General features: G+C 63.9%; 18 protein-coding genes. 13 read left to right on the top strand and 5 right to left on the bottom strand.

Features of this window, described 5'->3' with window-relative positions:
- Positions 1-34: 34 nt before the first annotated feature.
- The 6 genes from HMI59_RS20165 to radA all read left to right on the top strand — a co-directional run bounded on the left by HMI59_RS20165 (position 35) and on the right by radA (position 4527).
- Positions 35-388: a helix-turn-helix transcriptional regulator gene (locus HMI59_RS20165; RefSeq protein ID WP_193592346.1), complete on the top strand. Its 354-nt coding sequence runs from the start codon at positions 35-37 to the stop codon at positions 386-388.
- A gap of 23 nt (positions 389-411) precedes the next feature.
- Complete coding sequence (locus tag HMI59_RS20170) at positions 412-897, top strand: GNAT family N-acetyltransferase (RefSeq protein ID WP_193593841.1); 486 nt, start codon at positions 412-414, stop codon at positions 895-897.
- 128 nt (positions 898-1025) lie between these two features.
- Complete coding sequence (locus HMI59_RS20175) at positions 1026-1457, top strand: LexA family transcriptional regulator (RefSeq protein ID WP_031216180.1); 432 nt, start codon at positions 1026-1028, stop codon at positions 1455-1457.
- On the top strand, positions 1450-2748 hold the full coding sequence (locus HMI59_RS20180; protein ID WP_193592347.1) for a Y-family DNA polymerase: 1299 nt from the start codon (positions 1450-1452) through the stop codon (positions 2746-2748). Before HMI59_RS20175 ends, HMI59_RS20180 begins: the two co-directional genes overlap by 8 nt.
- A gap of 29 nt (positions 2749-2777) precedes the next feature.
- Positions 2778-3059, top strand: a complete 282-nt coding sequence (locus tag HMI59_RS20185; RefSeq protein ID WP_193592348.1) for a hypothetical protein — start codon at positions 2778-2780, stop codon at positions 3057-3059.
- Between the two features lie 94 nt (positions 3060-3153).
- Entirely contained in the window at positions 3154-4527 is a 1374-nt protein-coding gene (gene radA, locus HMI59_RS20190; RefSeq protein ID WP_193592349.1) for a DNA repair protein RadA, read from the top strand.
- Positions 4528-4616: 89 nt separating this feature from the next.
- Here the strand turns inward: radA and HMI59_RS20195 are convergent, their stop codons facing one another.
- From HMI59_RS20195 to nhaA, 3 genes are all read right to left on the bottom strand, one after another.
- The gene (locus HMI59_RS20195) at positions 4617-6239 is read right to left on the bottom strand and encodes an ABC transporter permease (RefSeq protein WP_166184794.1); all 1623 of its coding nucleotides are present in this window, start codon (positions 6237-6239) and stop codon (positions 4617-4619) included.
- A complete protein-coding gene (locus HMI59_RS20200; RefSeq protein WP_166184791.1) occupies positions 6239-7162 on the bottom strand; it encodes an ABC transporter ATP-binding protein in 924 nt (307 codons plus the stop codon). The genes HMI59_RS20195 and HMI59_RS20200 overlap by 1 nt, the downstream gene beginning before the upstream one ends.
- Before the next feature lie 163 nt (positions 7163-7325).
- On the bottom strand, positions 7326-8702 hold the full coding sequence (gene nhaA / locus HMI59_RS20205; protein WP_166184788.1) for a Na+/H+ antiporter NhaA: 1377 nt from the start codon (positions 8700-8702) through the stop codon (positions 7326-7328).
- Positions 8703-9046: 344 nt separating this feature from the next.
- Here nhaA and HMI59_RS20210 point away from each other — a divergent pair, with 344 nt between their 5' ends.
- Both HMI59_RS20210 and disA read left to right on the top strand, forming a co-directional pair.
- On the top strand, positions 9047-10468 hold the full coding sequence (locus tag HMI59_RS20210) for a TrkH family potassium uptake protein (RefSeq protein ID WP_193592350.1): 1422 nt from the start codon (positions 9047-9049) through the stop codon (positions 10466-10468).
- A gap of 247 nt (positions 10469-10715) precedes the next feature.
- Positions 10716-11792: a DNA integrity scanning diadenylate cyclase DisA gene (disA, locus tag HMI59_RS20215; RefSeq protein ID WP_021471338.1), complete on the top strand. Its 1077-nt coding sequence runs from the start codon at positions 10716-10718 to the stop codon at positions 11790-11792.
- A 16-nt stretch (positions 11793-11808) separates the two neighbouring features.
- Here the strand turns inward: disA and HMI59_RS20220 are convergent, their stop codons facing one another.
- Positions 11809-12477, bottom strand: coding sequence for a hypothetical protein (locus HMI59_RS20220; RefSeq protein ID WP_193592351.1), 669 nt, complete (start codon positions 12475-12477; stop codon positions 11809-11811).
- A gap of 127 nt (positions 12478-12604) precedes the next feature.
- Here HMI59_RS20220 and HMI59_RS20225 point away from each other — a divergent pair, with 127 nt between their 5' ends.
- The 5 genes from HMI59_RS20225 to HMI59_RS20245 all read left to right on the top strand — a co-directional run bounded on the left by HMI59_RS20225 (position 12605) and on the right by HMI59_RS20245 (position 18009).
- Positions 12605-13555 carry an A/G-specific adenine glycosylase gene (locus HMI59_RS20225; RefSeq protein WP_193592352.1) on the top strand — a complete coding sequence of 317 codons (951 nt, stop codon included), beginning with the start codon at positions 12605-12607 and terminating at the stop codon, positions 13553-13555.
- Positions 13556-13587: 32 nt separating this feature from the next.
- Complete coding sequence (locus tag HMI59_RS20230; RefSeq protein WP_166184780.1) at positions 13588-14070, top strand: hypothetical protein; 483 nt, start codon at positions 13588-13590, stop codon at positions 14068-14070.
- Between the two features lie 95 nt (positions 14071-14165).
- Entirely contained in the window at positions 14166-14657 is a 492-nt protein-coding gene (locus tag HMI59_RS20235) for a hypothetical protein (RefSeq protein WP_166184777.1), read from the top strand.
- A gap of 86 nt (positions 14658-14743) precedes the next feature.
- The gene (locus HMI59_RS20240; RefSeq protein WP_193592353.1) at positions 14744-17332 is read left to right on the top strand and encodes a DUF4118 domain-containing protein; all 2589 of its coding nucleotides are present in this window, start codon (positions 14744-14746) and stop codon (positions 17330-17332) included.
- Entirely contained in the window at positions 17329-18009 is a 681-nt protein-coding gene (locus tag HMI59_RS20245; protein WP_021471344.1) for a response regulator, read from the top strand. The genes HMI59_RS20240 and HMI59_RS20245 overlap by 4 nt, the downstream gene beginning before the upstream one ends.
- Positions 18010-18308: 299 nt before the next feature.
- On the opposite strand, the gene HMI59_RS20250 is transcribed toward HMI59_RS20245, so the two are convergent.
- Positions 18309-19559, bottom strand: coding sequence for an IS256 family transposase (locus tag HMI59_RS20250; protein ID WP_193591830.1), 1251 nt, complete (start codon positions 19557-19559; stop codon positions 18309-18311).
- Between the last annotated feature and the right edge of the window lie 207 nt (positions 19560-19766).

The following is a 19766-nucleotide window of genomic DNA, read 5'->3' on the forward strand; positions in this document are numbered from 1 at the left end:
TTGATGCTTGTCAATATTCAGGCATAATGGGGAGATGACTTCTCCGCTGACCCTCGAACCGGCTACTACCGCCGACGGTGGCTGCTGCGCCCCCGACGCTGCTGCCCTCGATGCGGAGGACGCCAAGCAACGGGCCCTGGTCTTCAAAGCCCTGGCCGACCCGAACCGGCTCCGGCTGCTCTCCATCGTCAAGGCCTCATCCACCGGCGAAGCGTGCGTATGCGACCTCCCCGGACCGCTGGAACTGAGCCAACCGACCGTGTCCCACCACCTCAAAGTACTGGTAGAGGCCGGGCTGCTGCACCGGGAGAAGCGCGGCACGTGGGCTTACTTCTCCCTCGTCCCCGGCGCCCTCGATGAGGTCGCCGCGACGCTCGCCACGCTGTGAGCCCCGCAGCGCCGATCAGGGCAATGCAGCCCGGGGACTGGCCCGCGGTGCGAAGGATCTACCAGGAAGGGATCGACGGCGGCCACGCCACGTTCGAATCCACCGCCCCCGACTGGGAGGCGTTCAACACCACGCGGCTCCCCGGCCACCGCCACGTCGCCGGCCTACCCGGCCGGGCCGCCGTGGGCTGGGCAGCCGTCACACCGGTGTCTTCCCGGACCGCATACGCCGGAGTGGTCGAACACTCCATCTACGTCAGCACGGACGCCCACGGTCAGGGCATCGGCGCCGCCCTGCTCCAGGCACTGATCGCCTCCACCGAGAGCGCAGGGATCTGGACTATTCAATCCAGCGTCTTCCCCGAAAACGAACCCAGCCTCAAATTCCACCAGGCCCGCGGCTTCACAGTAGTCGGACGCCGCAATCGCATCGCCCGCATGCCGCACGGTCCACTCGCCGGGCAATGGCGCGACACACTCCTCATCGAACGGCGTTCCGCACTGATCTGATGGCCTCGTAGCACTGGCGGCCGGGCCACGGCGAAGAGTCGCCTCGGATGCGTTCGATTAAGAAGCTATTTTGTCGGCCGCCTGCAGTACAGTTAAATTCGAACATAAATTCGAATAAAAGGTGTGTTGTGGGCGTGATAGTTGGCCCCCGCGTGATAGATGCGGGACTGTCTCTGGTGAGGATCCTGGTGGCGCCGGTCGCGGTGGCCGCCGGTTATCCCTCGCCGGCGCAGGACTACTTTGAGGGCCGGATCGACCTCAACGAGCACCTGATCAAAGATGTGACCAGCACATTCATCGTCCGCGTCACCGGGCAGTCGATGGAGCAGGCAGGGATCAGTGACGGGGACGAACTGATCGTCAACCGCGCCTTGGAACCGAAGGACGGCTCCGTGGTGATCGCGGTGCTTGACGGTGAATTGACCATCAAGCGGCTCCGGATCACCCCCACGGCCGTGATTCTGCAGGCAGACAATCCCCGCTTTCCGGACATCGTGGTTCCGGCGCTGTCGGAACTCACCATCTGGGGCGTGGCCACTAGGTGCCTGCACCATGTCTAAGCCAGCACTGATGCGCCGGATGCAGGAAATCGCGCACGTGGACGTTAACTGCTTCTACGCGTCGGCCGAGCGCGCCTTCAACCCTTCCCTGGAAGGCAAACCGGTAATAGTGCTCTCCAACAATGACGGCTGCGCAGTCACCCGCTCCCCCGAAGCCAAGAAGCTGGGAATCGGCCTCGGCGAGCCGTGGTTCAAACTCCGGCCCCGCGCCAAGGAATGGGGTCTGATGGCCCTCTCCAGCAACTACGAACTCTACGGCGACATCTCCGCCCGGGTCATGGAATTGCTGGGCCGCTACTCGGCCTGGTTGGAGGTCTACTCAATCGACGAAGCATTTCTGGGCGTCAAAGGCGAACCGGAGCAACTGCTGGAGCTGGGCCGGACTATTCGTACGGCCTGCCGGCGACACGTCGGCGTGCCCGTCTGCGTCGGCATAGCCCCCACCAAAACCTTGGCCAAGCTGTGCAACAAATGGGCCAAGCACAATCCGGCCTTCCGTGGCGTATGCAGGTGGGAATCAGTACCCGCGGAACAGCGCGAGGCCCTGATGGGGCGGCTTTCCGTGATCGAAATTTGGGGAGTGGCCACCCGGCTCACCAAGCGCCTGAACGCGATGGGCATTTTTTCGATTCTGGATCTGGCCCGGGCGAACCCCGTGGCGATCCGGGACAAATTTTCCATCGTCATGATGCGCACCGTCCTGGAACTGCAAGGCACACCATGCATCCCCATGGAAGAGGAACGCGTCGGCAGGGACCAACTGATCTTCTCCCGTTCCTTCTCCACGCCGATCACCGCGGCGGCAGGGTTGCGGCAGGTCATGAGCGTCTACGCCCAGATGGCCTCTGCCCGCCTGGCCAAACACGATCTGCAGGCCAAGGTCCTGACCGCGTTCGCCGCTACGTCCCACTTCAACCCCAATGAGAAATCCTTCCCGTCGGTCTGCCTGACCCTGCCCGCACCAACCGCCGACCCCGTGCTGCTCACCAGGGCCGCCCATGCACTGCTCCCCCAAATCCACGAAGGCGTGAAGTACGTGCGGGCGGGAATCATGGTCACCGACCTGCGTCCCACCGGGAACCAGAAGCCGCTGGAACTGTTCCAAAATCCCCACGAAGAACGCGGCATCGGGACCCTGCTGGAGGACGTCTCCAAACGCTATGGACGCGGAACAATCGGCCTCGGGCACGCAGGCATCCGCGGCGGACCCGACTGGACCATGAAACGCGACATGCTCTCCCCCAGATACACCACCCACTGGGACGAACTCCCCCTCGTCAAAGCCGCCTGACCCGGCTGACAAGTAGAAAGAAGCCCCTCATGACCCTGGCACCCGAACACCCGAACTGCGCACTCCAGGAGGTCGCCGTCCGGTTCAGCCCCGGCGGCACCCCGATGGCCATCCGCCATGACGGAGGGATCTGGATGGTGGACCCGGACATCCACGCCGACCACTGGTTTACGCAAGACGCCGCAGGTGACACCCCGCGGGAACACTGGCAAGTCCAAGCCAAACTCCCCACGGCAGGGGCGGAACTGCGGACTTTCACACTTCGCCGGGAGCCGCTGGACGCCGCGTGGCGGCTCGAATCAATTAGCTAACACCCGATGACCGTGCCCCGCCCCTGTCCCGGAAACAGCCCCGGGAACAGATCGCTGCCTTATCCTGTCAGTCCCCCCGGCTAACCTTGAACGCATGGCTTCCAAGACGTCCCGTGCTTCCAAGACACCCGCTTACAAATGCGCCGAATGCGGCTGGACGGCCATCAAATGGGTGGGTCGGTGCGGCGAGTGCCAGGCCTGGGGAACCGTCGAGGAGTACGGCGCCACGGTTGCGCGTACGACGGCGGCCGCTACAGTGCTGGAGCCGGCCCGCCGGATCGCTGAGGTAGACGGGACAACCGCAGCGTTCCTGCCCACAGGCGTGGACGAACTCGACCGCGTGCTGGGAGGAGGACTGGTCCCCGGCGCCGTCATCCTGCTCGCCGGGGAACCCGGCGTCGGGAAGTCCACACTCCTGCTGGACGTCGCCGCGAAGTTTGCCCGCACAGGGCAGGACGTCCTCTACATCACGGGTGAAGAGTCCGCTGCACAGGTGAAGTTGAGGGCCGAGCGGATCGATGCGGTGGCGCACACCCTTTACCTGTCGGCAGAGACGGATCTGGGCCAGGCGCTCGGCCAGGTGGAAAAGCTGGAACCCAAACTCCTCATCGTGGACTCGGTTCAGACGTTGAGCAGTGCCGACCTCGAAGGCAGCGCTGGCGGTGTTTCCCAAGTGCGCGAAGTCGCGGCTTCAATCATCGCCGCTGCCAAACGCCGCAACATGACCACTCTCCTGGTTGGCCACGTCACCAAGGACGGAACCATTGCCGGGCCGCGGCTCCTTGAACACCTGGTGGATGTTGTGTGCCAGTTCGAAGGCGAGCGCCACTCACGTCTTCGCTTGCTTCGCGCCGTCAAGAACCGCTACGGCGCCACGGACGACGTCGGCTGCTTCGACCTGAACGAGGCCGGAATCGAGGGGCTGGCTGATCCGAGCGGACTGTTCGTTTCGCGGACCCGCGAACCCGTCTCGGGTACCTGCATCACGGTCACCATGGAGGGGCGGCGCCCGCTCCTTGCAGAGGTGCAGTCACTCTTGGCGGACAGCGCCAACGCCCAACCGCGGCGGGCCACCAGCGGCTTGGAGAGTTCCCGTGTTGCCATGCTGCTGGCCGTGCTCCAGCAGCGGGCGGGATGCATGCTGCACAAGGACGATTCCTATGTGGCGACCGTCGGCGGGGTGAAACTGAGCGAACCCGCAACGGACCTGGCGGTGGCCCTCGCCGTCGCATCTGCCAAGTCCCGCAAGGCCCTTCCGCAGCGCCTGATCGCGTTTGGCGAAGTGGGGCTGGCAGGTGAAGTCCGTCCTGTGCCCGGCATCAACCAGCGGATCCAGGAAGCCCATCGGCTCGGCTTCACGCACGCGATCGTTCCGGCCAGTCCCGCGGGAGCCGGGGTCATCCCCGAAGGCTTCTCCGTGCGTGAGGTTGGGCATCTTGCGGAGGCGCTGGAACTGCTGATCACCTAAGCTGTGCTATCGAGCTGCGCGGTACGGCCTTGAGCGCGCCGCAGGGCAGATCGTCCGTGGACGATCTGCCCTGCGAACAACAAAGCCTCTTATGGGACGGTGAGGTCTCTGCGGTAGATAGCGCGGCCCGCGAGCGCAGCCACTATGAGGGCCATACCGGACATAAGCAGGGCGCCCTGAAGGTTGAAAGTTTCGACCGGCATGGCCGAGGAATGCCTGAACGGGCTAAGGTCCCGGAGCCAGGCGGGCAAGCCGAGAAGTTCGCCGAACTGTGCGAGGACGAGCGCGACCCCCAGTGCCGCCCACCCGACGGGGCTGGATAAGCGGGGCGTGAAGGCGAACACGAGCGCGGTGAGCGCTGGGAACACCAGTGCTGCAGGGACGTGCGCCAGGGACGCGGCCACCACTATGTCCGGGCTGCTCCCGCCTGCTTGTGAGACCGCAAGCACTGTGGCAGCCACAGCCCCGGTGATGACAGGAATGGCGGCGGTGGAGAGCGCTGCGACGGCCAAGGTGCCTGTAAGCCAGCGGATGCGTGGTGTGGGCACTGACAGCAGCAGTTCGGCCCGCCCTTCGACTTCTTCAACCCGAAGCCGGAGCACGGCCTGGATACCGGCGGCAGCTGCCATCACACCACCAAGGCCAAGCATGGCGGTGGTGAACAGGTCGATCATGTTGGCTTTGACGGGGACTAGCCGGGATATCAGCTCGGCGATTGAGGGGTTTCCTACGAGGGCGTCCCTGATCACCGGCCCCAGCGCTCCGGCCACCAGACCCAGCACGGCCGCCGTGAAGCACCACCCAACCAGTGTTCCCCGCTGGAGCCGCCATGCAAGGCCCATCACGGACCTTATGCCCGGCCCTGCGCGTTCGGGACCGTTATCTCGTGCGTGGAGGTAGCTGTCCCCCAGGTCCCTGCCTTTTCTGAGTGTCACGGCAACTGCCGCCAAAACCAGTGCGGAGCCAGTGAGAACTAGCAAGGGAGACAGGTCTGTATCCGTGTAAGGACGGATACGTTGGCCCCAGCCGATGGGTGAGAACAGCGAGGGCCACCCTGGGACAACGCGCAACATGGACTGATCCGGGGTGCCAAGGGCGTCCCCCGCACCACGCATCAGATATGCCACCCCGACTAATGCCGCTGCCGTACCGTTAGCGCTTCGGGCCGAGGGCATGATCTGCGCGACCCCCGCAGCAGCTGCTGCGAAAAGCAGTCCCACTCCTCCGACAGCTGCTCCCGCCAGCAGGGAACCGCGAACAGGAAGACCTGCCGCAATGAATCCCAACCCGACAGTAAGAGCCAGCATGGCGTTGGCTGATAATCCCAGTAGCAGGGCTGCGTACAGGGGCGCCGGGCGAGGCACTGGGGTGGAACCGATGAACTCTGCACGGCCTTGGTCTTCGTCATCGCGGGTGTGGCGGATGACCAGGAACGTGCTCATCAGCCCCGCGAGGACCGCCATAAAGGAATAGCCCTGAAAAAAGGTGACCGCCCCGGTGCTGATGCCGTCCGGCAGTCCGCGCAGGAACAGGAAAGCCGGGCTGGCAGCCGCAACCGTGATCAGGGCAGCGCGTTCATTGTCCGCCCCGAACTGCGTGGAGATAGCGGTCGCTGCCGCGAATCCCAGCCCTGCGATGCCTCCGATCCAAACAGCTAGTTCCCAACGGTCCCTGCGTGCTTGAAGCAGGGCCAGTGTGCCGACAGCACTCATCACCGTGCCTCACTTTCCTTGCCCGCGATTTGGTCGCCGTAGTGGCGCAGGAACAACTCCTCCAAAGACGGAGGCGCGGCCGTGATCGCGGTGATTCCGGCTGACGCCAAGGCATCCAGGACAGAGTGCAGATCCGCAGTGTCGGCGTCGAAAACAATGGTCGATCCGTCAACATGCAAGTCTCGAATACCCGGCCACGCAGCAAGCGAGTGCGGGTCTGCGGTCGTGGTGACTTGGAACCTGGTGCGGGTCAGGTGCCGCAATTCCGTGAGGGTTCCGGTTTCGACCGCAGCCCCGGACCGGATGATCGTGACTCGGTCACAGAGCTGTTCTACTTCGGCCAAAACATGGCTCGATAGCAGGACCGTAGCCCCATCCGCTTTGACCCGGCGGATATGCCGCCGGAACGCAGCGTCCATGACGGGGTCCAGCCCTGAACTGGGTTCGTCCAGAAGATACAGCCTGGCCGGGCGGGAAAACGCTGCGATCAGGGCCGCCTTCTGTCGGTTTCCCTTTGAGTAAGTTCGTGCCTTCTTCGAAGGATCAAACTCAAACTCATCGATGAGCTCCCGGCGCAGGGCCTCATCGACTCCGCCGCGGAGCCCGCCGAGCAGGTCTATCACTTCCCCGCCGGTCAGGTTAGGCCAGAGTGTCACATCTCCCGGGACGTAGGCGATGTCCCGGTGCACTGCTACCGGATCAACCCATGGGTCAGTCCCGAAAACATGCACCGACCCGGAAGTGGGTCGGATCAACCCGAGGAGGATGCGAAGGGTCGTCGATTTTCCCGCCCCGTTGGGACCGAGGAAGCCGTGAACCTCGCCGGCACGGACGGACAGCTCCAGCCCTGAAAGCGCAACGGTACTGCCGAAGTTCTTGACGAGGCGGGAAATCTGGATGACAGAAGAGGGATCTGTGCGCATGGCCGGACACGTTCCTTTGGGTCGCAGTGATCACGCCCCGGCGGTAGCCGCAGCGAGCCGCACGCCGTCACGCGTGTGGGCCGACCAGGCTTCCCGGCTCTCCAAGCGACATACTACAATCGCCGTACAACGCGCGGAAGAGCCGGCCCAGGCACTACAAAGGTCACGGTTTTGGCTGGTTAGCGGCGCCACCAGCGTTGTTCTGTGGTTTGTCTTGCTGGTAGACGTCGGGGATGCCGTCATTGTTGGCGTCAGCTGTTTCTTCGGCTTCAGCCAGGCGGTAGTGGCGGTTTCTGGTGCTGAGCACTGCCGCAGCGAGCAGCGCTGCCACGAGGGATGCGGCAAGGATCGCAACTTTCGCGTGGTCATCATGGGGATTGCCCTGCCCGAAGCTTAGCTCTGCAACCAGTAAGGAGACAGTGAACCCAATCCCGGCCAGCATCGACACGCCCAGCACATCGATCCACGCCAGTGACTTGTCCAGTGCGGCCCGGGTGGCTTTGGTCAGGAGCCATGTAGTCGTCAGGATCCCGACGGGCTTTCCGACCACCAAGGCGATTATGATGCCCGCAGCGACCGGGTCAGTCATGGCCGATGCCAGTCCGTCCCATCCTCCCAGGGCCACCCCTGCGGAGAAGAAAGCGAAGACCGGCACAGCGATACCGGCGGAGATGGGCCGGAAGCGGTGTTCGAAGATCTCGGATAACCCCGGACCGGCGGTTGGGCCGCCGCTTGCTTTGGAGCGGATGACCGGTACGGCCAAGCCCAGCAAAACACCAGCGACTGTGGCGTGGATTCCCGAGGCATGGACAAGCGCCCAAGTCACAACGCCCAGAGGCAACAGGATCAGCCACGCAGCGGCAGCTCTGGTGCCGAAGAATCGACGGTACTTCTGCGCCAGGAACGCGTAGACCCCAAGTGGTATGAGTGCCATAAACAACGGGGCCGGTTGGATGTCGGTGGAGTAAAAGACAGCGATGATGGTGATGGCGATCAGGTCATCGACCACGGCCAAGGTCAGCAGGAATATCCGCAAAGCGCCGGGAAGGTGGGAGCCGATGATCGCCAAGACGGCGACCGCAAAGGCGATGTCTGTTGCCGTTGGGATCGCCCATCCACGCAGCGTTTCCGGGCTGGCTGCGTTGACGAGGGCATAGATAAGAGCCGGTACCACCACGCCGCCGACCGCCGCAGTGATCGGGACGACGGACTTACTGAACTCCCGCAGGTCGCCGGCAACAAACTCGCGCTTAAGCTCAAGACCGACCAAGAAGAAGAAGATCGCCAGCAACCCATCGGCCGCCCAGGCGCCCAGGCTCAACTCAAGATGCCACGGTTCGTACCCGATCTTGAAGTCGCGCAGTGCAAAGTAACTCTCCGACGCCGGCGAATTTGCCCACACCAACGCGATCACGGTGGCAACGACCAACAGTGCGCCGCCGACGGTCTCTTTCCGGAGGATCGCACCGATACGCAACGATTCCGAATAACTGCCACGACCAAGGATTGAGGGCCGGGCACCGGCAGGTGGCAAAGGCATGGGATGCTCCTAAAGCAAGACGACAAGTAACCATGCCGACCAGACTTCCCGGCTCACCTGGATTCAAGTCTACGGGACACAGTTGCCGGGTTCACGGCTGCCAGTGCGCTTAGCACGTTCCGTGCCGCCATCCTTTGGCCTTCCCTACCCAAGGCGTTAAGGATTCGTAAAGGCTGAGGACCTTTCCCCCGGATGCCGCCAAGCCCGGTGCTACGCTGCTCAGGCCCAGAGCGGAACGACAACGAGGCGACGCCCGAATGCACGCACACGACACCTTGCACGACCATAGGCTTTCTCCCGCCGGACAGTCCCCGGTGTCTACGCGGCACGTCAGCTGAAGCGACATGAGGTTGCGTAAGGTAACACCGAAACCAGGAGCCGCTGGCATAAGCACGGATGAGTGGTGGAAGGAAGCAGGACGGCACAGCGGTAAGCTGGCCCGCGCTACTCTTCACCCGGTCCGGTCCGTTCCCCTGGCCTTCCTCGCCGTCATCCTTCTCGGGACAGGGCTGCTCACTCTTCCCATATCCAGGACAGCAACAGGTGATGACGCCGGGCTCCCGGCCTTGTTTACTTCAGTGTCGGCGGTGTGCGTCACGGGCCTGATCACCGTTGACACCCCCAGCTACTGGACTCCCTTCGGGCATGTCGTGATCCTGGGACTAATTCAGGTTGGCGGGTTCGGGATCATGACTCTGGCGACTCTGCTCTCACTGCTGGTCCGCAAGACAATCGGCCTCAGGGGACAACTGGTAGCCCAGACAGAAACGCACACCCTGAACTTCGGTGATGTCCGCTCCGTCCTCTTCCGTGTGGCACGGATTATGCTGACCGTCGAAGCGGTCACCGCACTGGTCCTGGCCGGCAGGTTCTGGCTCGCCTACGACGCAGACGCCGGCACTGCCCTTTGGCATGGGGTTTTCCACGCAATCTCCGCCTTCAACAACGCCGGCTTCGCCCTCTACAGCGACAACCTCATGGGATTTGCCTCAGATCCTTGGATCATCGTCCCCATCTGCCTCGCTGTGATCACAGGCGGACTCGGGTTCCCGGTGCTTATCGCGCTCTACAAGGACGGGTTCCGACCCAAAGCCTGGTCCGTGCACCTACGCCTGACCATCTACGGCACCATCGGCCTACTCATACTCGGTGCAGTACTCTTCGGCACCTTTGAATGGAACCGCGACCAGACCATCGGCCAGTTGCCCACTGGAGGAAAGCTACTCGCCGTGTTCGCCGGAACTGTGTTCCCGCGCACCGCCGGGTTCAACACCATCGACTACGGCGTCGCATCACCCGAAACACTCATGGTCACTAACATCCTGATGTTCATCGGCGGCGGCAGCGCCGGAACCGCCGGCGGCATCAAAGTCACCACTTTCCTTCTCCTGGCCTTCGCCATCTGGAACGAAATCCGCGGACGCGAGCACGTCACCATCGCCCACCGCTCCATCAGCTCATCGGCGCAACGCCAGGCCTTATCGGTGGCACTGCTCGGCGTCGGCTCCGTCATCACAGGTACCCTGCTCCTGCTCATCTTCACCGACCACAGCCTGGACCGGGTCCTTTTCGAAGCGATCTCGGCATTCGCCACCGTCGGCGTCAGCACCGGAATCACCTACGACCTGCCCGCGGACGCCCAATGGGTCCTCATCACACTCATGTTCGCCGGACGCATCGGGACCATCACAGTTGCCTCCGCCCTCGCACTCTCCAACCGGCCCCGTCTCTATCAACTCCCCGAAGAAAGACCGATCATCGGCTGACGTGGCATCAGCCGATGTCCAGACTCTTGGGCAGGAAGTGCACCCCCCAAACAACGCCGGCCATCCACTTTCGGAGCCATCCCAAACATAACGAAATGGCCCACTTTGGGGCTTGCTGGTGCGGTTAAGGGTGTCCGGAAGCCATATCATGGTGCTAGCCGTCATCAGGGCATTTTTGTTCCATGCCGCCGGATGCCGGATTCAGCTTGTCTGTGAGCCGTGGCTTGCACCTTCGAAGGGAAACCCTATGGCCCGGAGCCCGGAAGAATCGCTCAAGGCGACTCTGGCCAGAGTCGCACCCGGAACTCCCCTGCGTGACGGTTTGGAACGCATCCTCCGTGGCCGTACCGGCGCGTTGATCGTACTGGGCTCGGACCGCACCATCGATTCGATCTGCTCGGGCGGGTTTGAGATCGGCATCGAGTTCTCTCCCACCCGCCTCCGTGAGCTCGCCAAGATGGACGGCGCAATCGTCTGTGACAAGGACGCCAGCAACATCATCAAGGCCGCTGTCCAGCTGGTTCCTGATTCCAGTATCGAGACCCAGGAATCAGGCACAAGGCACCGCACGGCCGAGCGCGTGGCCATCCAGACCGGCGTTCCGGTCATTTCGGTCAGCCAGTCAATGCAGATCATCGCCCTCTACGTGAACGGTTTGCGCCACGTTCTGGAGGGTTCGGAAAAGGTTCTGGCCCGCGCCAACCAGGCCCTCGCTACGCTGGAACGCTACAGCGCCCGCCTGGACCAGGTCACCAGCTCGCTTTCGGCCCTGGAAATTGAAGCCTTGGTCACGGTCAGGGATGTTGCGGTGACGCTGCAGCGCCAGGAAATGGTCCGCCGGATCTCCGAGGAAATCGCCCAGTACGTGTTGGAACTGGGCGAGGACGGCCGCCTTCTGTCCCTCCAGGTGGAAGAACTCACCATGGGCCGGGGTCCTGGAATCGACGTCATTATCCGCGATTATGCCGATCCGGACGCGACGCCCGAAGACATTGAGGCCTCTGTTCAAGCGCTTCTGAACCTCGGCCCCACCGAACTCATCGACCTCAGCAAGATCGCCCACATCATCGGCTTCGCCGGTGGGGTTGAGCAGCTGGATGCCGTGGTCCAGCCGCGCGGCTACAGGCTTCTGTCCGGTTTGAAGTCCGTTCCCAAGGCCGTGGCCGACAGGCTGGTGGATTACTTCGGAGGCCTCCAGAACCTCATGGCGGCAACCATTGAGGACCTCATGACCGTGGACGGCATCGGAGACCAGCGCGCCCGGACCGTCCGTGAAGGCTTGAGCCGCATGGCAGAGGCAAGCCTTCTGGACAGGTTCCTCTAAACAACCGGAGACGGGCCTAGTTCAGCTGGAACACGGCCTTCGGGCTGGTCTTGTTTCCCAGCCGCGCCTCGAACGTGTAGTACGCACCGCCCCCGCCCGGCTTGGCGTTGATCGCACCGCAGCCTTCCAGTGTCCGGTTGCGTTGCCATGGGAAGTTCGCGGTTTCGCTCTTGCCCGGCTGGATGGTCTTGATGAGGTCCACGCCGCCTGTCTGGCAGTCCTTGGAGGAGAAGATGCGGTCCGATCCACTCATCACCAGGTACTCCATTTGGGAAGTGCCCACGTTCACCTCGCAGGGCGCGGATCCGCCGTTGGTGATGGTCATGGTGAGCAACGGCATTTCCTCCGGCCCGTATGCCGGCTTGTCGGTTTTTGCCGCCACCGTCATGCCGTTGAAGTCGCAAACGGGCGTTGGGGAGGCAGTAGGCGTGGCGGTCGCGCCGGACGGAGCAGCAGCCGGGGACGGCGGCGTGGTTTGGAAGGGTGTAGCCACAGCCTCGGGCTCGGAACCGCTGGCAAGCGCACGGGTGATGGCTGAAATACCAGCAACGAGCAAGGCGATCACCACCAGCAGGCCGATGAGGACAACAAGGCGCCGACGCCGGTACACGGCCGGGCTTGGGCGCCGCTTTTGCGTCGGCGCAGAAGAGCGCGCTGACGACTGCTGCTTACCCTGGGTGGCCATATTTCTAGGCTAGGCGGCTGACCCTCAAGGGACCTCACCACCACGCCGCCTGCGGGCAATGTGACGTCCGCCATGGTGCCCCGGCCGCCAAGCGGGAGGCCTCTGGTCAACTACAGTAGAGGGCAGCATGACACCGAAAAATACCGGCCATCTGTCGCTGCTCCATGAGGCTTTGGACCAGTGGTTTGACGCCAATGCCCGTGACCTACCCTGGCGTGAGCCTGACTGCAGCCCGTGGGGAATCCTGGTCAGCGAAGTCATGCTCCAACAAACCCCGGTGGTCCGTGTGCTCCCTGTCTGGCGCGACTGGATGGAGCGCTGGCCAACTCCCGTGGACCTCGCCAGTCAGCCCTCGGGCGACGCCGTCCGCCACTGGGGCCGCCTCGGCTACCCGCGCCGGGCCCTCCGACTGCACGCCGCCGCCGTCGCCATCCGGGACCAGCACAAAGGTGAGGTGCCGGACAACTACGCGGAACTGCTGGGCTTGCCCGGCGTGGGCTCCTACACCGCAGCCGCCGTCGCGGCTTTTGCTTTCGGTCGACGGGAAACTGTGGTGGACACCAACATCCGGCGGGTGCATGCCCGCCTCATCTCCGGGCAGGCCCTCCCGGCACCGGCCCTGACGGCGGCGGAAATGCGCCTCGCGGAGGCGCTGCTACCCGAGGACCGTGGGCTGTCCGTCCGCTGGAACGCGTCCGCCATGGAGCTTGGCGCGATGGTTTGCACGGCCCGCAATCCCAAGTGCGTGGACTGCCCGGTCCGCGCCAGCTGCGCGTGGCTCGCGGCCGGTGAGCCGCCGCCGTCGTACACCCCCAAGGGCCAGGCGTGGCACGGCACCGACCGGCAGGTCCGCGGTGCCGTGATGGCCGTCCTCCGCGAAGCCGCGGGTCCCGTTCCGCGCGAGATGTTCGAGCAGGCGCCTGCGGATCTCGGGTTCGCGCCCAGCGGCATCGGAGTCCCGCTGGCCGCGCTGCACCGGCTCAATTCAGCCCCCGAACAACTTGAGCGCGCCCTGGACGGGCTGTTGAAGGACGGTCTGGCAGAAATGCACGACGGCGGTTTGCGGCTTCCGGCCTAGTCCTCGCCGGGGTGCGCGCCTACCCTGAAGCCATGGGCAGGATGACATTGGCGTTGACGCTGGCGGGAACCGTGGGATTGCTGCACGGCTGCTGGGAAGGCCCTGTTGCCTGCCCTGCCATGGGGCAAGTTGCCGGAGTATCAGTGGCGGTGACGGCCGGGTACTCGGCTTCAGTGGGCACGCTCCACCTCAAAGCCTGCCAGGACGGGGTGTGCACGGAAGGCGACGTGGCGCTGTACCCCGGTTCCGTGTCCGTCGATCAGGGCTGCACGCCGGAGGGCGTGTGCTCCGCGAAGTCCTCCCCCGACGGGACCATGCGTGGATTCCTCGAGTTGCCGGCGTTGGCTGAATCCCCCCTGGACGCGACGGTGAGCGGCACCGCGCCGGCAGGAACTGCTCTTCCGTCACGGACGCTGACCTTCACCCCCAAGGGTGGATTCCCCTTCGGTGAGCAGTGCCAGAGAGTCGTGACGGCCAGCCTCGTCCTGGATGAAACGGGACTACTGCAGGAATAGTGGCATGGCTCTGGCTAATTAATTCCCCGCCGGGTAGTCTCGCTCCTGCGTGTAGGTAACGGTTGGGAGGCGTCGTGCGCAGTATGGAAAAAGCCATGGATACGCGCGTTGCCTCCGCAACGGAATTGGCCGCCCGCATACAGCACGCCCATGGGCCGGAGCTGAAGAGTCTCCTGGCAGATCTCACATCGCCCAGTGACCACCGCTCCGGTCGCCGCCTCCACCGACTGGGACCAGTCCCTTCCATGGAGGACGCCACCATCAAACTGACGCTGGTTGCAGAAGTTGTGGAGCTTGGCTGGTTCGCCCTTGGACCAGCGCCGTCCGGGACGTGCGTCACGCTTTCCCTGGCCGCCCACCACGAGGAAACCGGGCTGCACGCGGAGATCCCGGCGGACGAGTGCGAAGCCTGGGTGCGGGCGCTGGTCGGTCATGCCTGGATGCGTTTCGTTTACAGGTGCGAGTGCTCAGCCGGGCCCGCGAGCGCCAGCGTTGTCTCCTACAGACTGTATTTGGATTCCTTCCACAGGCCTGCCGGCAAGCCGGCGGAAGTGCTGGCCGAGGGCTGTCGACCTCTGGACGGATAGGGCCCGCCCCCCGAACACCGGGGTTTCTTGACCCGAGGACTCCAGCGTCCTACGCCGGCAGCGTTTGATGGTGCAAGACTGTGAGTGTGGCAAGAGGTACTCTTCGCGTTTTTCTGGGCTCGGCGCCTGGTGTGGGTAAGACTTTCGCCATGCTCCAGGAAGCCCGTCAGCTTGCGGCGCTGGGCCGGGATGTTGTTGTCGGCATCATCGACGATCACGGGAGGAAGGACATCCAGGGCCTCGTCCCGGGTCTCGAGGCCATAGGGCACCGCCAAGGCGGCCTTTCCGGTGGCCCGGATCCGGACTGGGACGTGGACGCAGTGATAAGACGGCATCCGGACATTGTGGTTGTGGACGACATCGCCCATTCCAACTCCCCGGGGAGCCGGTTCGCGCATAGGTGGCAGGACATCGAACTGCTGCTCGCGTCCGGGGTTGATGTGCTGTCGACCGCCAGTATCCAGCACTTGGCTTCGCTGAGCGACGTCGTCTCCTCAATAACGGGACAACCGCCACCGGAAACCATTCCGGATGACATTGTGCGCCGCGCGGACCACATTGAACTCGTTGATATTGCGCCGGAGCTACTCCAGGAACGGCTGTTGGCCGGGAACATCTACCCGCAGGACATGGTGGACGCTGCCCTTGCCAATGAATTCCGGCTTGGCAACCTCACTGCTCTTCGCGAGATCGCCTTGATCTGGCTGGCGGACAGGGTGGACGAGGGATTGGCTGAATACCGGGCCAATGAAGGCATCACTGCGACGTGGCCTGCCCGCGAGCGCGTTGTGGTAGCGCTAGGCGACGGCCCGGACGACGAGGCGTTGATCCGGCGGGCTTTCCGTATCCTGTCCCGGATCAATGGCGGGGACTTGCTGGCTGTCCATGTAGCCCGCCCCGGAGAGAACCCGACGGCGGATTCCCGCTTGTTGGTTGAGCAGCGCCGGCTGGTTGAGGAGTTGGGCGGCAGCTATCACACGCTTGTCGGAAAGGACGTTGCAAAGTCCTTACTGGAGTTTGCCCGGAGCGTGAATGCTACGCAGATCGTGGTGGGCGTACCGCACCGCCGGCTTGCCACCCGGGTGTTGGGCGGCAACGTGGGCTACAGGGTCGTGAGCGGATCGGGAGATATCGACGTTCACATGGTCTCCCGTCCGCCCGGGGCCTGGACCCTCCCGCAGCTCCCGTCCGGCTCCTTGGGGCGGACCAGGACAATCGCGGGATTCATCCTGGCGTTCCTCCTGCCGGCCCTGAGTACCGCTGTGTTGGCAGTTGTCCCCGATCTGAACCTCGCCACGCACGTACTCATCCACCTGACCGGGGTTGTGACCGTAGCGTTCGTTGGTGGCATGTGGCCGGCAGTGCTGGCAGCCCTTCTGGATTCGTTGCTGTTGAATTACTTCGAGACGGAGCCGGTAGGGACGCTGGGCATCAGCAATCCCCAGAACTTCTTTGCGTTGCTGGTATTCCTCTGCGCAGCAGTATCGGTGTCACTGCTCGTGGACATTTCCACGCGAAGGACCCGTGAAGCCGCCCGGGCCCAAGCCGAGGCCGGGACCTTGGCCGGCCTGGCCAGGGACGCCTTGATATCGGACGATTCCGTGGAAGCTTTCCTCGGCAAGACCCGGGAGACCTTCCAGGTGCAATCTGCAGGCCTTTTCACCAGGCCATCCGACGCGAACGACCGGCCCTGGCAGCTGCAGGCCTTTTCCGGAAGCAGGCCACCCTCACCGGACGCAGCAACGCCAGGTACTGACGCCGTCGAGCTGGCTGATCCCCATACTGCGCTGGTGCTGTCCGGCCGGACCTTAACGGCGGGCGATCGGCGGCTCCTGTCCGCCCACGGCGCCCATCTTCTCCTGCTGCGCCAGCGGGAGCTTCTTCACAACAGGCTCAGAAGCACCAGGAAACTGGCTGAGGGCAACAGCATCCGCACGTCCATCCTTCGGGCCGTCAGCCACGACCTGCGGACTCCCCTGGCCGGCATCAAACTGGCCGTCACGGCCTTGCAGCGGCAAAAAGGGCGGCTGCCCGAAGCCTTGGAGACAGAGATGCTGGACACCATCGATTCCTATGCCGACCGGCTCGACTCACTGATCGCCAGACTGCTGGACATGTCACGCATATCCAGCGGTTCGGCCACTCCGTTGTCCGCCCCGGTGACGTGGCGCGATGCCATTGAGGACGCCTTGCGGGGCCTGCCTTCGCGAGGGATCCGGGTAGAGCTCGCCCCCAACATGCCGGTGATCGAGGCGGACATCGGCATGCTTGAACGGGTCATTGCCAACATCGTTGAGAACGCGCTGAAATATGCACCCGGGTCCGACGTCGTCATTGTTGGCGCGTCCGGCGCAGCCGGGGTTGCCATGGTGAATGGCCGACCCTGCGGCGAGCTCCGGATTGTCGATCACGGCCAAGGCGTCGCGGAGGGCGGCGTGGTGGCGATGTTCCAGCCTTTTCAACGGCTCGATGATGCCCCGGAAGGCTCGGGCATAGGTTTGGGGTTGGCTGTGGCGAAGGGCTTCACCGAAGCGATGGGCGGTGAGCTGATTGCCCAACCGACGCCGGGTGGCGGCCTGACGATGGTGATCCGGTTGCCGCTCTCCACAGGTCCGGGCAGCACCGGCCCGGGCAGCACCGGCCCGTCCAAGAGGGCCGTAGGGAGCGCATCGTGAGGACCGTTCTGGTGGTGGATGACGAACCGCAGCTCCTTCGGGCCCTGCAAATCAACCTGCAGGCCGAGGGCTACCGGGTGTTGACGGCGTTGGACGGACTGTCAGCTTTGAACCACGCCGAAACCAGCGCGCCCGATGTCATCGTCCTGGATCTCGGGCTGCCGGACATCAACGGCGTGGACGTCATCGCCAGGATCCGCCGCACCAGCATCACGCCGATCATTGTCCTTTCAGCCCGCCACGGGTCCGTCGACAAGGTGCGGGCGCTGGATGCCGGTGCCGACGACTACGTCACCAAGCCGTTCGGACTCGATGAGCTTCTGGCGCGGCTCCGCGTCGCCGGGCGCCGTTTGGCCCCCGACGTCGGGGCACACGGCCCGACGGTCGACGTCGGGGATTTTGAGGTCGACCTGGCCAACCGCAAGGTGCTGCGGAACGGAGCAGCGGTCCGTTTAACGCCCCGGGAGTGGGCGATCCTTGAACTGCTGGTGCGGAACCCCGGCAAGCTCATCACCCAACAGCAGATGCTGGCAAAAGTGTGGGGGCCGGGTTATGCCGACGAGACCCATTACCTGCGCGTCTACATGGGGCAGCTGCGCCGGAAGCTCGAAAGCGACCCTGCCCGGCCCAAACATCTGCTCACCGAGGCCGGGATGGGGTACCGCTTCGAGCCTTGAAACCGGCCGCGCGCGGGCCCGCGAATGTTCCGCAGTGGCGGGCGTAAAAGATTTATCAAGAAAAACTCCTTTCCCGATCCGCCGTTCATGGCCGGTGTTAGCTTCGCACTGAACGCGGTGCCGACGTCTTGCAGCGCGGAAAGGAATCCATGACCACGTTGAGCAGGGGTCAAGTCCCGTGGAGTGGTGTAACCGTTTCGTGATCCTTCAAGGATGTGGGGGCTAGTTTTCGTTGTGATTGCAGATGCTCGCGACGAGCTCACTCACGGTGTCGGAGTACAGCCCAGGAGTGGGGGCGCTCATGCTGCGGCCCCGAGCTCGGGGAGCTCATGGTGCTGGCCGATAGTGTCGGTACCCACGAGCGTGAGGCGGCACCTCGCGAGAACGTCAAGACCGAGGTAACGACGACCCTCGGCCCATTCGTCAGACTGCTCCGCAAGAACGGCCCCGACGAGGCGGGTGATCGCGGCCCGGTTCGGGAAGATCCCCACCACATCGGTCCTGCGGCGGATCTCACGGTTCAGGCGCTCGTTCGGGTTATTCGACCAGATCTGCTGCCACACATCTTTCGGGAACGTGGTGAACGCGAGAATGTCAGCCCGGGCAGCATCGAGGTGGTCGTGCACTTCGGGGAGTTTGTCCTCGACGTAGTCCAGGAGCCGGTCGAATTGGGCCTCAACACTTTTCTGGTCGGGTTGGTCGTACACGGAATGCAGCATCGCTTTCACCGCCGGCCACATGCTCTTCGGGGTCACTGACATCAGGTTCGCAGCGTAGTGCGTGCGACACCGTTGCCACGACGTCCCAGGGAAGTTCGCGCGCATCGCTTCAACGAGGCCAGCGTGCGCGTCAGAGGTGATGAGTTTCACCCCGGTGAGGCCGCGCGCGACAAGGTCTGCGAAGAACCCGTTCCACGCCATCGTGGTCTCCGCGGTCGCCACTTGCATGCCCAGGACTTCCCGATGCCCGTCAGCGTTCACCCCGGTCGCGACGAGCACCATGGTGTTGATCACCCGCCCGCCCTCACGCACTTTCATCGTGAGTGCGTCGCACGCGACGAACGTGAACGGGCCGGCCTCACCTAACGGCCTCGTGCGAAACTCACGCACATGCTCGTCCATATCGGCGGCCATTCGGGAGACCTGCGACTTCGACAGGGAATGGATGCCAAGGGTCTTCACGAGTTTGTCCATCCGCCTCGTTGAGACGCCAGCGAGGTAGGCGTCAGCGACGACGGTGATCATCGCCGCTTCTGAGCGTTTGCGACGTTCGAGGAGCCACTCGGGGAAGTACGTGCCGGAGCGGAGCTTCGGGATCGCGACGTCTATGGTTCCGACACGCGTATCGAGTTCACGGGTGCGGTATCCGTTGCGGGAATTCACTCGGTCAGCAGAGGGCTTCCCGTACTCGGCGCCGCAGATCGCATCTGCTTCGGCTGAGAGGAGGGTGTTGATCATGGTTTGCAGCAGGGTGCGCATCAGATCCGGTGATGCGTCGCCCAGCGCGTTGGTGAGGACGGTGGCAGGGTCGACAATAGAGGGAGTGGTCATCGGTGTGACGCCTTTCGAGTGGGATGTGAGAGTTTCCTCGAAGGAAGATCCCGGTGGCCACGCTGACGTTTACTGGCCGGGATCGTTACACCACTCTACGGGGCACTACTTGAGCAGGCCCCCGGCAGATCCGTCTGCACTCCGCCCAAGAGGCGGGGAGGCCCTGAAGAACTGGCTGCTGTTCGGGCTGCAGGACAGTAAAGGCCT

The organism is Paenarthrobacter sp. YJN-5, assembly GCF_015040095.1.
Classification (GTDB): domain Bacteria; phylum Actinomycetota; class Actinomycetes; order Actinomycetales; family Micrococcaceae; genus Arthrobacter; species Arthrobacter ureafaciens.